The sequence below is a fragment of the Paenibacillus sp. p3-SID867 genome (assembly GCF_025142895.1).
In the GTDB taxonomy this organism is placed as follows: Bacteria; Bacillota; Bacilli; order Paenibacillales; family Paenibacillaceae; genus Paenibacillus_AQ.
Window position 1 is genome coordinate 1 of the sequence record NZ_JAMBDM010000002.1, and the last position, 14,314, is coordinate 14,314.

The 14,314-nt window shown below is 48.3% G+C and carries 11 protein-coding genes; 2 read left to right on the forward strand and 9 right to left on the reverse strand.

Going from position 1 to position 14,314, the window contains the following annotated elements; genetic code table 11:
• Window positions 1-180: 180 nt before the first annotated feature.
• Window positions 181-1,293: an HD-GYP domain-containing protein gene (locus tag M4D81_RS03300; protein ID WP_260064456.1), complete on the reverse strand. Its 1,113-nt coding sequence runs from the start codon at window positions 1,291-1,293 to the stop codon at window positions 181-183.
• Between the two features lie 172 nt (window positions 1,294-1,465).
• On the reverse strand, window positions 1,466-3,961 hold the full coding sequence (gene gyrA, locus M4D81_RS03305; RefSeq protein WP_071219296.1) for a DNA gyrase subunit A: 2,496 nt from the start codon (window positions 3,959-3,961) through the stop codon (window positions 1,466-1,468).
• 410 nt (window positions 3,962-4,371) lie between these two features.
• Here gyrA and M4D81_RS03310 point away from each other — a divergent pair, with 410 nt between their 5' ends.
• Window positions 4,372-5,184, forward strand: coding sequence for a YheC/YheD family protein (locus M4D81_RS03310; protein WP_260064457.1), 813 nt, complete (start codon window positions 4,372-4,374; stop codon window positions 5,182-5,184).
• A gap of 135 nt (window positions 5,185-5,319) precedes the next feature.
• Here the strand turns inward: M4D81_RS03310 and gyrB are convergent, their stop codons facing one another.
• The 6 genes from gyrB to dnaA form a co-directional block, all read right to left on the reverse strand.
• Window positions 5,320-7,230, reverse strand: coding sequence for a DNA topoisomerase (ATP-hydrolyzing) subunit B (gyrB, locus tag M4D81_RS03315; protein ID WP_071219298.1), 1,911 nt, complete (start codon window positions 7,228-7,230; stop codon window positions 5,320-5,322).
• Window positions 7,231-7,256: 26 nt separating this feature from the next.
• Complete coding sequence (gene remB, locus M4D81_RS03320) at window positions 7,257-7,508, reverse strand: extracellular matrix regulator RemB (RefSeq protein WP_071219299.1); 252 nt, start codon at window positions 7,506-7,508, stop codon at window positions 7,257-7,259.
• 13 nt (window positions 7,509-7,521) lie between these two features.
• Window positions 7,522-8,634, reverse strand: coding sequence for a DNA replication/repair protein RecF (gene recF / locus M4D81_RS03325; protein ID WP_260064459.1), 1,113 nt, complete (start codon window positions 8,632-8,634; stop codon window positions 7,522-7,524).
• 56 nt (window positions 8,635-8,690) lie between these two features.
• On the reverse strand, window positions 8,691-8,906 hold the full coding sequence (gene yaaA, locus M4D81_RS03330; RefSeq protein WP_009591516.1) for a S4 domain-containing protein YaaA: 216 nt from the start codon (window positions 8,904-8,906) through the stop codon (window positions 8,691-8,693).
• 38 nt (window positions 8,907-8,944) lie between these two features.
• Window positions 8,945-10,087 (reverse strand): DNA polymerase III subunit beta, encoded by a 1,143-nt coding sequence (gene dnaN / locus M4D81_RS03335; protein ID WP_071219301.1) that lies wholly within the window; start codon window positions 10,085-10,087, stop codon window positions 8,945-8,947.
• A 203-nt stretch (window positions 10,088-10,290) separates the two neighbouring features.
• Window positions 10,291-11,637 carry a chromosomal replication initiator protein DnaA gene (gene dnaA, locus M4D81_RS03340; RefSeq protein ID WP_269468904.1) on the reverse strand — a complete coding sequence of 449 codons (1,347 nt, stop codon included), beginning with the start codon at window positions 11,635-11,637 and terminating at the stop codon, window positions 10,291-10,293.
• Between the two features lie 557 nt (window positions 11,638-12,194).
• On the opposite strand from dnaA, the gene M4D81_RS03345 reads away from it, so the two are divergent.
• The gene (locus M4D81_RS03345; RefSeq protein ID WP_260064464.1) at window positions 12,195-12,491 is read left to right on the forward strand and encodes a hypothetical protein; all 297 of its coding nucleotides are present in this window, start codon (window positions 12,195-12,197) and stop codon (window positions 12,489-12,491) included.
• A gap of 272 nt (window positions 12,492-12,763) precedes the next feature.
• Here the strand turns inward: M4D81_RS03345 and gntK are convergent, their stop codons facing one another.
• The gene (gntK, locus tag M4D81_RS03350) at window positions 12,764-14,311 is read right to left on the reverse strand and encodes a gluconokinase (RefSeq protein WP_260064465.1); all 1,548 of its coding nucleotides are present in this window, start codon (window positions 14,309-14,311) and stop codon (window positions 12,764-12,766) included.
• Between the last annotated feature and the right edge of the window lie 3 nt (window positions 14,312-14,314).

A 14,314-nucleotide genomic window follows, 5' to 3' on the forward strand; every position in this document is an offset into this window, starting at 1 on the left:
TGTTACTGGCGAATCTCGTTCGCACTAGCAACTCTTATAATATATCACATTCTCAATTATTTAGCAAGCTTTTTTTTGAAGACTTTTATTTCATTGAAAGCTGCGATATATTCCCGCTCAGAAGCGGCAAGAAATAATATATCACAGCATTCCTATGTAGGTCAACCCTTTTTTTGAAAATCAATAAATAACTTCTTCTATATAGAGCTGGCGCTGTTGCATCAGGTTAATGATCTCTCCCTGAACCGATACCATCGGTCTCGTTGGATGCTGGGCGTCCGTAAATACGATTTCTCCCGAAGTGCCATTGCTCAACCGGACTCGAGTACCTGAATGCAAGGCCGTTACCTTTTGGATAAAAGTCTGAACGATCTTTGGATCCAGCTTGCCAAAGGCCTCTAGTTGAATTTGTTCCAGCACAACATAAGGAGATTGAGCATTCCGATAGAACTTATCCAGTGTCATCGCATGAAAGATATCCGTAACAGCAACAATCTTGGCGTAGATATGAATCTTGTTCCCTTCCAGCCGCAATGGATACCCCGAGCCATCTACTTTCTCATGATGCTGGAGAGCTGCGAGCCGAACTCCTTCATTCACCGCCGCAACATTCTTGAGAATCTGATAACCGTAGGTCGTATGCTGACGTACTTCTTCGTTCTCTTCTTCGGTAAGTTTGGAAGGTTTGTTCAACACAATCGGATCAATCTTGGCATTTCCGATATCATGCAGCAGTCCTGCAAAGGCAACCTGCATCCAATCTTTCTGCGGGAGCCCCACCCATTGTGCCAGCTTATAGGAGGAAAGGGCACATAGCACGGCACTGTGATACCGATAATCATGGCGATTGGTCATGCGAGGAATGAATTTAAGGATATGATACTCATGTTGGTGTTTTAATAAGTTGTCCATTTGATTACGAACTTCATACATTCGCAGTTCGCCCGTTATGGCGGACTGGTAACAGTTTTTGACCAGGATCATGGTCTTGTCGTATTCCTCATGCAAGGCCAAGTCTTTTCGGACAGGCGCCTCTTCGTTCCCACTGCCCTGTTGATTCCCCGTAAAGATCAGCGACGGCTTCTTTCCGGCAGATTTTACGGTCGGTATTCTTGTGCTATCTGCTTCAACGGATTCTACAATTACATGGTCCACCATGAAAGCTTTCAATACCTCTAGATCCCGGGGAAGCAAAACCTTCCCTTTTTGAAGCAAAAGGCCCCCCAGAGGTGTATGCACATCTTTGGCCAGCTTCACACCAGCCACCACTTCATTCACGGCTTTGATCGTCATGATCAACCCTCTCCATCTATTAAGCTGCGTCACGGCAGCAAACTTCACCTTATATTATATATATTATAGTTTGTCTTTCGCGGCCTGTACAATACCATTTCCCTGAATTTGTAATCCGGTAAGACAAAAAAGAGCATGAATGCAAATCTGCATTCATGCTCGATACTATCGTTTACTCTTCTGTCGGCTCAACCGGCTCTGTGCCGTCTTGACCTTCTTCTTCCTCTTCACCCGCTTCAGGCTCATCGCTCTTGTCCGCACGGCACACGGTACCGACGGAATCATCCTCACGGATGTTGATCAGCTTCACGCCCTGAGCATAACGGCCCATGGTAGAGATGCCCTCCATGCTCGTACGGATGATGGTGCCGCTAGCGGTAATAATCATGAGATCCTCTTCCGATTTCACGACCTTAAGTGCCACAACCGGTCCATTTTTCTCCGTAATATTGATGGTCTTGATCCCTTTGCCGCCACGGGTCTGACTGCGGTAGTCGCTTGCAGGCGTCCGCTTGCCGTAACCTTTGGTCGTTACAATAAGGATATCAAGCTCCTGGTCCACCACGTCCATGCCAATGACTTCGTCATCGTCATCGAGCGTAATCCCTTTAACTCCAGTCGCGCTTCTTCCCATCGAGCGAACATCGCTCTCCTTGAAGCGGATGGACATGCCTTGTGCCGTTCCCATGATGATCTCCTGCTGACCATCTGTCAGCTTAACCTCGATCAGGGAATCATCATCGCGCAGGTTGATCGCAATCAGACCGCCCTTGCGGATATTGACATAATCCTCAAGCGGAGTTTTCTTAACGACACCCTGGCGCGTGGCAAAGAACAAGAAATTATCGCTGTCAAAGTTCTCCACCGGGATCACGGCATTGATCGACTCGCCCTGTTCAATCTGAATCAGGTTGATGATCGGCGTTCCGCGGGCGGTACGGCTAAGCTCTGGAATCTCATAGGCTTTCAACCGGTACGCCTTCCCTTTGTCCGTGAAGAACATCAGGTAGTGGTGGGAATTCGTGACGAAGAGATGCTCGACAAAGTCTTCGCTCTTCGTATCCATCCCCACAACGCCGCGGCCGCCCCGCTTCTGGCTGCGATAGGTGTTCGCAGGCAGACGCTTGATGTAACCGGTATGCGTAATGGTGATGATCACTTCTTCCCGTGGAATCAGATCCTCATCCAGGATGCTGTCTTCCCCGACCGTAATTTCGGTACGGCGTTCATCCGAGAAGCGCTCTTTAATCTCTTGGAGCTCATCATTGATAATTTGAAGCACAAGATGCTCATTAGCCAAGATCTCGCGCAATTCCGCGATTCTGGCAAGCAATTCTTGGTACTCGTTCTCAATCTTCTCGCGTTCGAGTCCGGTCAGGCGCTGCAAACGCATATCCAGAATGGCCTGCGCCTGCTCATGACTGAGACCGAAACGCTCCATCAAGCCTTCGCGAGCTGCCTCTGTAGTCTGCGACGCGCGAATGAGGGCAATAACCTCATCGAGATGATCCAGCGCAATCCGCAAACCTTCGAGAATATGAGCGCGAGCTTCCGCCTTCTTCAGTTCAAACTCGGTCCGGCGACGGATAACGATGACCTGATGCTCCAAATAGTAGAACAGCACGTCGCGCAGGTTCAAAATTTTCGGCTCATTGTTTACGATGGCCAGCATGTTAATACCGAAATTAGACTGCATAGCCGTATGCTTGTACAGGTTATTCAAAACGACATTCGGGTTAACATCCCGGCGCAGCTCAATAACAATCCGCATACCGTTACGGTCCGACTCGTCGCGGAGATCCGTAATGCCGTCAATCCGCTTATCGCGAACCAATTCCGCGATCTTCTCAACCAGTCGAGCCTTGTTCACCTGATACGGAATCTCGTGAACGACAATGCGCGCCTTGTTGTTATTCTCTTCTATGGTCGCTTTCGCCCGCATCGTAACGGATCCACGGCCCGTACGATATGCTTGACGAATCCCCTCACGTCCCAGAATATATCCCGCTGTCGGGAAATCCGGTCCTTGAATATATTCCATCAGCTCCATCGGCGTGATATCAGGATTTCGAATCATCGCCTGAACGCCATCGATAACTTCACCGAGATTATGAGGCGGAATATTGGTAGCCATACCTACTGCGATCCCGGAAACGCCGTTTACCAGCAAGTTAGGATAACGCGCAGGAAGAACGACCGGTTCCTGTTCCTCACCATCATAGTTAGGAGCAAAGTCTATCGTCTCTTTATTAATATCACGCAGCATTTCCATAGCAATCTTCGATAAACGAGCCTCGGTATAACGCATAGCCGCTGCCATATCACCGTCAATGGAACCGAAGTTTCCGTGTCCATCAACAAGCATATAACGCATGGAGAAGTCCTGCGCCATCCGAACCATGGATTCATAAACTGCGGAATCACCATGAGGATGGTACTTACCGATAACCTCGCCAACAATTCTTGCCGATTTCTTATGCGGTTTATCCGGGGCCATTCCAAGTTCAGACATCGCATATAAAATACGACGGTGTACTGGCTTCATTCCGTCCCGTACATCCGGCAAAGCCCGGCTGACAATGATACTCATCGCGTAGTCCATAAAGGACTCGCGCATCTCGGTACCAATGTCACGATCTTTGATTTGGGAGAAATTTTCTTCCGCCATGCTGGACCTCCTTCATTTTCCTATCAACCATGCCTTGATCTATGTGAAAAAAGCAGAATAGTGATCAGAAACCTAAAAACGCACTAACCTTTATTATATTACTTTCACAAACCGTGCACAATTAAACACGGGATGGATCAAGTGAAAGAATGATTTTTGCCCGGAAACCGGGATATACGCCCTGTCCTCCGTGCCCCTTTTCACATACAATGCATTGCACAGGACTTTTCGTAGCATCACATCTTTATATTATACCACTGTTTGTCATACTTGTCCTATGTTTTCCGGGTTTAAGCTCTCTTGCTGGAGATGCCCCGATTCTTTCAAATCAACCGGATGGACACGAGTTTGTTAACGAGACAGGCCAAATCCTGTCACTCCCATCATACAGCTGGAAAGGATGAAGATGGTTGACTATCCAACGTGTTGCAAGCAAGTGGGCGAAAACGAAAATACTCTTGAAGAATAAAGGTCTCGCCTCATATGTTCCCTCTACCCGCCAGTATTCATTGGAGGCGCTTGGTGACATGCTGGGCACACATACGCTTGTGTATATCAAGCCTGACCGGGGGACCTATGGCGTCGGCGTCATGTCAGTCGAGCAGCTCCAATCCAAAATCGGTGATGCCGACGAAACCACGACCACTTCCTACAAGCTTCGTTATGAACAGAAAACCGAAATATTTACCTCCCTGGAGAGTCTCGATAAAACACTGAGCTCTTTGTTTCAGGGGAAGGAATATCTCATTCAGCAAGGCATCCATCTGCTTCGCCATAAAGGCCGCCCCTTTGACCTACGTGTACTTACTCAGAAGAGTCCTTCTGGCCAGTGGGTGAGCACAGGAATAATCGGGCGGGTAGCGGCCAAGAATAAAATCATTACCAACCACCATAGCGGTGGGGTAGTCCAGCACTATAAACCGCTGATGACCGAGCATATGACGGCGGAAGAGGCAGAGAACATCCGTAAAGAGCTGAATGTGCTTGGGGTGAATGTCGCATCGCAGCTGCAGAAATCCTATCCCAAGCTGAAAGAAATCGGCCTCGATATTGCCATCGACGGTCGCTGGAACATCTGGATCTTGGAGGTTAATACCAAACCTGCTCTGTTCCCGTTCAAGAAATTTTTCAAGGATCCCAGCATCTACAATCAAGTAAGAAAATATGCAACCGCTTATGGGCGTAACTTAACCGGCAAGAAAAAAGCCAAAAAGACCGGTTAGCCTATGCGATATATAATTTAATGCCTAAATTCAGGATATATGGCGAACACACCAAATCGCATCAATCGTAAAAATAAAGGGGCAGTCCCTGAGGCCTTCTCAGACCTTGGGATGCCCCTTTTTGGATTATTAACTTTATACGTCCAGATTACGGACTGACTTCGCATGCTCTTGAATGAAATCCCGTCGCGGTTCAACGTTATCGCCCATCAGGGTATCAAACAACGTATCAGCCATGATCGCATCTTCGATGGTCACCTGAAGCATGGTACGGCTCTCTGGATCCATCGTCGTCTCCCACAGCTGTCCGGCATTCATCTCGCCGAGACCTTTGTAACGCTGTACGTTAATTTTGACGTTCTCACCGAATTCCTTAATGATCTCGTCGCGTTCTTTCTCGCTGCCGGCATAACGAATCACCTTATTGCGCTCGATCTTGAAGAGAGGCGGTTGGGCGATATAGATATAACCCGCTTCCACCAGCTTACGCATGTAACGGTAGAAGAACGTCAGCAGCAAGGTACGAATATGCGCGCCGTCAACGTCGGCATCGGTCATAATAATGATTTTGTGATAACGGGCCTTGGACAGATCAAAATCTTCCGCAATCCCCGTGCCCAGCGCCGTAATGATCGCCCGGATCTCCGCATTGGAGAGGATGCGGTCAAGCCGCGCCTTTTCCACGTTGAGAATTTTACCCCGAAGCGGCAAAATGGCTTGGAAATGCCGGTCGCGTCCCTGCTTGGCGGATCCGCCGGCAGAGTCGCCTTCGACGATGTACAGCTCACTGATGGAGGCATCCTTGGAAGAGCAGTCTGCCAGTTTACCTGGCAATGCGCTGACTTCAAGCGCACTCTTCCGGCGTGTCATCTCGCGGGCTTTACGCGCCGCTTCACGAGCACGTGATGCCTGGAGCGCCTTCTCCAGGATCCGACGGGAAACCGACGGATTCTCCTGCAGGAACTCCTGCAGCTTCTCCGCGAACAAGGATTCCACAATACCGCGCACTTCACTGTTGCCGAGCTTGGTTTTGGTTTGTCCTTCGAACTGCGGCTCCGGTACCTTGACCGAGATGATTGCCGTCAATCCCTCACGCACATCGTCACCCGACAGGTTGTTGGTGTTATCTTTGATCAATCCCGTTTTGCGGGCATAGTCATTGATAATCCGAGTGAGCGCACTCTTAAAGCCGGATTCATGCGTTCCGCCTTCGTGCGTGTTGATATTATTTGCAAAAGAATAAATATTCTCGGTATAGCTGTCGTTATACTGGAGCGATACTTCGACCTGAATATTATCCCGTGAGCCCTCAACATAGATAGGGTCTTCGTGCAGTGCTTCCTTCTTCTCATTCAGGAACTTGACGTATTCAATGATTCCGCCCTCGTATTTGAAATAGTCGGAGGCACCTGTACGTTCATCCGTCAGCGTAAGCGCAATGCCCTTATTCAGGAACGCCAGCTCACGAATCCGTGTAAGCAGCGTGTTGTAATCATATTCCGTTGTTTCCGTGAAAATCTCCGGATCCGGCAGGAAGGTTACGGTTGTACCCGTATCGTCGGAATCCCCGATGACCTTGATATCATATTGAGGTACGCCGCGATGATACTCCTGTTGGTAGATGTGCCCGTCACGTTTGACTTGAACCACGACTTTCGAAGACAGTGCATTCACGACCGAGACACCAACACCATGCAGACCGCCGGATACTTTATATCCGCCGCCGCCAAATTTACCGCCGGCATGAAGGACGGTCATAACGACTTCCAGCGTCGACTTCTTCAGCTTGGCGTTCTCGCCGACCGGAATTCCGCGCCCGTTATCGACAACGGTAACACTGTTATCCTCATGGACAATGATTTCGATATGGTCGCATATTCCCGCCATCGCTTCGTCAATACTATTGTCCACAACTTCCCATACCAAATGATGCAAACCCTTGGCACTGGTAGACCCGATATACATCCCGGGACGTTTACGAACGGCTTCCAATCCTTCCAGTACCTGAATCTGATTCTCATCATATGTCGGTTGATTCATAGACATGCCTTCACCTACTTCTACAGATTCTGTTATGCCTGAGCTACAAAATGATTTGCTCGTTTCTTAAGCGTTGCAGAGGAGATCGGAGAGTAATAAACGATCGACTTCGTCACCACAATGGATTTCGGATCCTCTTCGCCAATCATCTCCACGACTTTATGCTGCTGGGCATGCGTGACGAACTGCTTGGAGATTTTTGAAGATTTCTCTATCGAGATATCAAAAATCCCAACCAGCTCCGACGAACGGATGATCTTCTCTCCGCCCAAATGAATATACATATGGAATCACTCCTTAAGAGCCCACCTGTCCGTCATGGACATGAAAAATGCTGGCACCCTTCAATTTGTCGGTATTCAAACTCTCAATGCCCGTCGCCGTGATGAATGTCTGCACTTTGCTCTGGAATGTCTCGATCAATTGTGTCTGCCGGTACGGATCCAATTCAGAAAGCACATCATCCAGAAGCAGCACCGGATATTCACCGATCTCTTCCTGTATCAGCTCGATTTCAGCCAGTTTCAAAGATAGCGCCGTCGTCCGCTGCTGACCTTGAGATCCATACGTTTGGACTTCTTTGCCATTAATATAAAAAGCCAGATCATCTCGATGAGGACCTGCCAATGTCATACCACGCCGTATTTCTTGCTCTTTCATTTGTGATAATTTTATCATAAATGTCTCAAATAAGACAGCTTCATCTTCTTCCTCCGCGTCAGCAAAGGACGGAAGGTAGTGCAAAGAGAGATCTTCAAGGCCGTTGGTGATCCCCTGATGAATGCTCTCAGCCCACTTTTGCAGCTTTTTTATAAATTGTTTCCTCTTCTTGACGATTTTAACACCATGTTCTGCCAATTGGCTGTTCCAAATGTCCAGCATCGCTTGTTCGGCGCTGCCCTTCCCCCATAATTGCTTCAGCAGATTGTTGCGCTGCACGAGCACCTTCTGGTATTGCTGCAGATGAAACAGATAGCTTGGCGCGACCTGCCCGATCTCCATGTCAAGAAACCGGCGGCGAACCCCCGGCGTGCCTTTGACAATCTCCAGATCCTCGGGCGCAAACATCACGACATTGAGCGAGCCGATGAAATCGCTAAGCTTCCGCTGCTCGAGTCCGTTGATTTTTGCCTTCTTCCCCTGCTGAGACAAACTCAGCTCCAGCCTCAAAGGGCCGTACTTGCGATCAATCTCGGCTGATATATGTGCACTGGACTGCTCGAATCCAATCAATTCGCGATCCTTGGAGGTACGATGGCTCTTCGTTAAAGCAAGCACAAAGAGCGCCTCCATCAAATTCGTCTTTCCTTGGGCATTGCGTCCGATGATCAAATTGACATCGCCAAACGCCTCAAGCTGCAGCTTCTCGTAATTTCGATAATGCTGCAGGCTGACATTTTTGACAAACAAGCTTATCCTCTCCCTCGTCTTCCGCGCTTAGCGCCAAAGCGGCTGCGGGAGGCTGTCTATTGTGCTGCCACCTGAAACGTCCCGCAATCCTCTACCTTGACGATGTCGCCGGGAACCAGTTTGCGTCCGCGCCGCTCTTCCTTCTCGTCGTTGACCAGAACCGCTCCTTCCGCAAGCAGCGCCTTCGCCATCCCACCTGTGGATACGCAATCTGAAAGCTTCAAGAACTGATCCAGCTTGATATATTCACTGTGGATAAATATTTGTTTCATGACCTCGTCCTTTCATCCCTATCAACATGGGGATAACTTTAATTGGCCGTACGGTACGGCAGAATAATATATTGGCTCTTGCTGTCGTCGAGCGGTTTAAGAATGATCGGGCTCATAACCCCCATGAAAGCGATCATCAGCTGTTCGCTTTCAACCACCTTTAGCACGTCCAGCATGTATTTGGAGTTAAACGAGATGCGCAGCGGCTCCCCTTTGAAATCGATCAGATCCAATTCTTCACGCACTTTACCAAGCTCGGAGGAGCTGGAAGAGATCTCAATGCCGCCTTGTTCCATCGTTTGCAGGAGAACAATGTTCGTTTTCTCCTCTTTGGAGAGCAGGTAGGCGCGGTCGATCGACTCGCTTAATTTTTTTGTGTCCAAAACGAGTTCTGTTTTATGCGATGTTGGAATAATTCTAGAAGTATCGGGATAAATGCCGTCCAGTATACGGGAATAGAACAGAACACGGTCAATTTTAAATAATACCTGATTATCGGCCACAACGATATCCACCAGCGTATTTTGGTCCGGAATAATTTTGCTCAGCTCATTCAGCGTTTTACCCGCAATGACGACATTGTTGAACGAAATATCCTGTGCATTGTCCAGCTGTGCGGAGCGAGTTGCCAATCTGTGGCGGTCTGTTGCGGTAAATTTCAATTCATTATCGTTCAAACTCCATAATACCCCGGTCAAAATAGGCGTTGTTTCATGGGTGGAAATGGAGAATACCGTTTGCTTGATCATGTTTTTCAGCAGATCTCCAGGCAAAGAAACGGTTTGGCTGTCTTCAATGTTAGGCAGTACCGGGAATTCTTCGGGGTCCAAGCCCACCATCTGAATTTCCGTAGCTCCCGAAGAAATAAAGGTATGGAAGTTCTCTTTTACCTCCATCTGGATTTCTTGGGAAGGGAGTTTCTTGATGATTTCAACAAAAAATTTGGCCGGCAGCACAACGCTACCAGGCTGCTCTACCTGGACGATGGTGTGCTTCTCATCTTCCGCAGGAATAAACGATTGAATGGAAATATCAGTATCGCTAGCAGTTAGTGTGACACCCGAATACGTGACATCCAGTTTAATGCCGCTGAGGATCGGAATCGTAGTTCGGCTGGAAATCGCCTTGGATACGTGTTGAATGGATTCGTTTAATACATTTTTTAATATGCTGATTTTCATCAATTTCACTCCTTACGGAAAAATGAGAGGGGTTTTTTCACCTTGGCGAATGCCAAGAGGATCCCCCTCTTTATGGTTAAATTATTTATTAATTATTATTAGTAATAGTAATAGGGGCACTGAATATGTGGATAAGCCCCAGAAATGCCATAAAATTAAGCCTATCCACATGTGTATAGATTGTGCATAGGCTTTGAACTTGTTCAGGTTGGATTTTTGATTTTCTCCGTAATATTATTGACCACTTTAAACAGCTCCTGGTCGTTTTTCAGAGATTGGGTAATCTTCTCATGGGCATGGATGACAGTGGTATGATCCCGGCCTCCGAATGCTTCTCCGATCTTGGGAAGGGAATAGTCGGTTAATTCGCGGGACAGGTACATGGCAATTTGCCGCGGAAATGCGACGGCTTTGGTTCGCTTGCGGGCTTTGAAGTCTTCCAGCCTGAGGTTGTAATACTCGCCGACCTTCTGCTGGATGTCCTGAATCGTAATCATTCGCGGCCGGCTGGACGGGATGATATCCTTCAGGGCTTCGGCTGCCAAATGCGTTGTTACGTCCTGATTGGTCAGGGAGGAATAGGCAACGACACGGATCAAGGCACCTTCGAGTTCACGAATGTTCGTATCGATCTGATTGGCGATATACATCATGGCTTCGTTCGGAATATCCAGATTCTCGGCCTTCGCTTTCTTGCGGAGAATGGCAATCCGCGTCTCCAGATCCGGCGGTTGAATATCGGTGATCAATCCCCATTCGAACCGGGAACGGAGCCGTTCTTCCAGCGTCGGAATCTCCTTGGGCGGACGGTCACTGGATATGATAATCTGCTTCCGCTCTTCGTGCAGGGCGTTAAACGTATGGAAAAATTCCTCCTGCGTCGATTCCTTGCCTGCCAAGAACTGAATATCGTCAATGAGCAGAATATCGACGTTGCGGTACTTGTTGCGGAAGCTTTCAGCGCGGTTGTCCCGAATGGAGTTGATGAACTCGTTGGTGAATTTCTCGGAGGAAATATACACGACTCTGCTGCTGGGATTGTGCTCCAAAATATAGTGGCCGATGGCATGCATTAAGTGGGTTTTTCCAAGTCCAACTCCACCATATAGGAACAATGGGTTATACGCCTTAGCCGGAGCTTCGGCAACAGCGAGCGAGGCAGCATGGGCGAACCGGTTGCCTGAACCGATGACAAAGGTATCAAACGTATACTTCGGATTCAGCATATGAGACTGAATTTCTTCCCCGGATATTTCAAGCGGCGGCGAGATCTGCTGCGGCACAGGTTCGTGTCCTTTGGCCTCCTCAATGACGAAGCGGACATCCACCTGCTTGCCCACCACCTCCAATACGGTTGCACTAACCAGCTTGGTGTATCGGCTCTCCAGCCATTCCACAGCAAACGTTGTCGGTGCGGAAATGACGACGGAGTGATCGGTAATGGTCAATGCCTTGGTAGCTTTAAACCAAGTGTCAAAACTCGGTTTACTCAGCTTGGTTTGTATGATCGATAATATTTCTTGCCATAATTCGGAAGTATGGCTTTCCAAAACTGTCACTCCTTTAAATCTTCCAAATGTGGCTAGAGCCATGTGTGGAATTGTCGAAAGAAAATGAATGATGTCTAATTATCCCCAGAACTAACTCCTGTGGAAACAAAAAAATATGGATAAATTGAAATTGTTCACAACTTTATCCACAGCCTGTTGATAATATTATAGCTTCATTCACATATTCACAACCAAAAGTAATATCATCATAGCAAAAGAAGGCCTTATTTTCAATGTATGTCGCTAATTTATCCACAAATTCAATACGTTGTGCATAATTTTTATTCACACCACTATATATTGTTTATAATTTGTTTAGCCTTCGACATCATTGGCCTCAAAGCGCAAAAAATTATTCACAGGTTGTCCGATTCGCAAGCAGAATTTTCTTCTCTCACCATCTGTTCATAACTTATGGTTGAATGTTCTAGCAGTCAATAAATCGACCAAAGGTGAAAAATGACTGTGGATAGTCTTCAATTGGAATCGATAGATTGCCAATTGAGGACTTTTTTTCGGAGCGGGGGGAACCACGGATGCGGACGGAAGGGAAGTCCATGAGTTGGAGAAGAATAGGGGTACTACTCGCTCTTGCCGCCACTTTGGTTCTTATTACCGTGTGGGCCCAGGGCTATTATTCGAAGAAAGTGTTTCATATGGAGGGACTAAAGTACGCAAATATGCCGATTCGGGAAGCGGGAGCATCGAATATAGGGCTTCATTTGGCCGCGGCGAGCCGATTTATGTTCATACTTATGAAGATGAGAAACGGGTTGAGAATGTGGGCTAGGTATATGAAATCCGGGCATATGGAAAGGAATCAGGCCTCGAAATGGATATATGATAATCCGTAGCACAGCGATTTCTACTTTTTTATGTGTAAGGCAGCGGGAATTTTCGGTATGGGATTCTCACTGTGGATATTTTTTTCTCAGGCATTAAGACAAAAAAAGCCCGTTTTCGCAATGGATCGGATCCATCGAAAACGGGCTTTTTTTAATAGATTTCAGAAAATATAAACCTCGAAGCATGACCTACCTTATATCGCAAGAAAAACAATATCTTCACGAGGTCTGCTTCTTCTAAGAATATTCGTCGAATCGAGGTTTTTCCTTCTATAGTAATCTTACGATTGCTCGAATCGGCGCTGGAATTCGGTAATGGCTTCATAATCTTCTTCCAGCTTCCGCGAAATGCGGATAAAGATCGGCAGCAGAGCCTTATAAACATCAGAACTTTCCTTCACAGGCTGGTGTTCATGCGTACCGCCGACCATCGTCTCTACAATGTCGAGCGAATCCGCTCTTCCTGTAGCGTACAGACCGAGGACTACGGCGCCAAGGCAAGAGCTCTCGTAGCTCTCCGGCACGATCACCTGCTGGTCAAAAATATCCGCCATCATCTGCCGCCAGATCGGTGAACGGGCGAAACCGCCGGTGGCGTGAATTTTGGCCGGTCGGCCGATTTGTTCCTCCATCGCCAGCAGAACGGTATACATATTAAAGATCACGCCCTCCAGCACGGAGCGGATCATATGCTCCTTTTTATGATTCAGGGTTAAGCCAAAGAACGATCCGCGGGCATTCGGATCCCATAACGGCGCGCGTTCTCCGGTTAGGTACGGGTGGAATAGCAGCCCGTTCGAGCCTGGCGGAATACGGTCCGCGATTTTGGTCAGTACATCATAAGAATTGATGCCGAGCCGCTTGGCGGTTTCGACCTCAGAGGCGGCAAATTCATCGCGAACCCAGCGGAAAATCATGCCGCCGTTGTTAACCGCGCCGCCGATTACCCAGCGCTTCTCCGTTAATGCGTAGCAGAAAATACGACCCTTCGGATCGGTCATCGGCTTGTCGACAACCGTACGGATCGCACCGCTCGTACCGATGGTAGCGGCAACGACTCCCGGCTTGATGGCATTCACGCCGAGGTTCGACAGGACGCCGTCGGCAGCTCCAAGCACGAAAGGTGTGGAAGTGGAGAGCCCCATGGCTGCGGCATACTCGCTTTTCAGGCCTTCCATGATATGTGTAGTTGGTACTATCCTAGATAAATGGTCCTCCGTGATGCCAGCGAGCTCCAGCGCCTGCTGATCCCAAGCCAGTTCCTCAAGGTTCATCATCCCGGTACTGGAGGCAATGGAGTGGTCTACAATATATTGGCCGAATAGTTTGAAATAAACATATTCTTTAATCGAAATGAATTTGGCTACTTGATTAAAGAGGGAGGGCAGCTCATGACGCATCCACATCAGCTTTGTCACAGGTGACATCGGATGGATCGGAGTTCCGGTTCTAAGGTACAGCTCCATGCCGCCGAGTTCTTTTTTGAGCTTCGCAGACCAGGCAGCACTGCGGTTGTCGGCCCATGTAATGCAGCGAGTCAACGGGCTGCCTTGGCTATCAACGGCGATGACGCTGTGCATGGCCGCGCTGAAAGAAACGAATAGAACTTGAGCAGGATCTATCCCGCTCTCCGTCATGACCCCTTGAACAGAGGAAATGACAGTCTGAAAGATTTGCTCCGGATCTTGCTCCGCCGTAGAGGGAGTAGGGGTGAGCAGCGGATATTCACCGCCGGCCTTGGCTACAACCTCACCATTCTCTTTGAAAAGGACGGCCTTGGTGCTGGTTGTTCCGATATCGACACCGATCATATAGTTCTGAGTACTCATGAG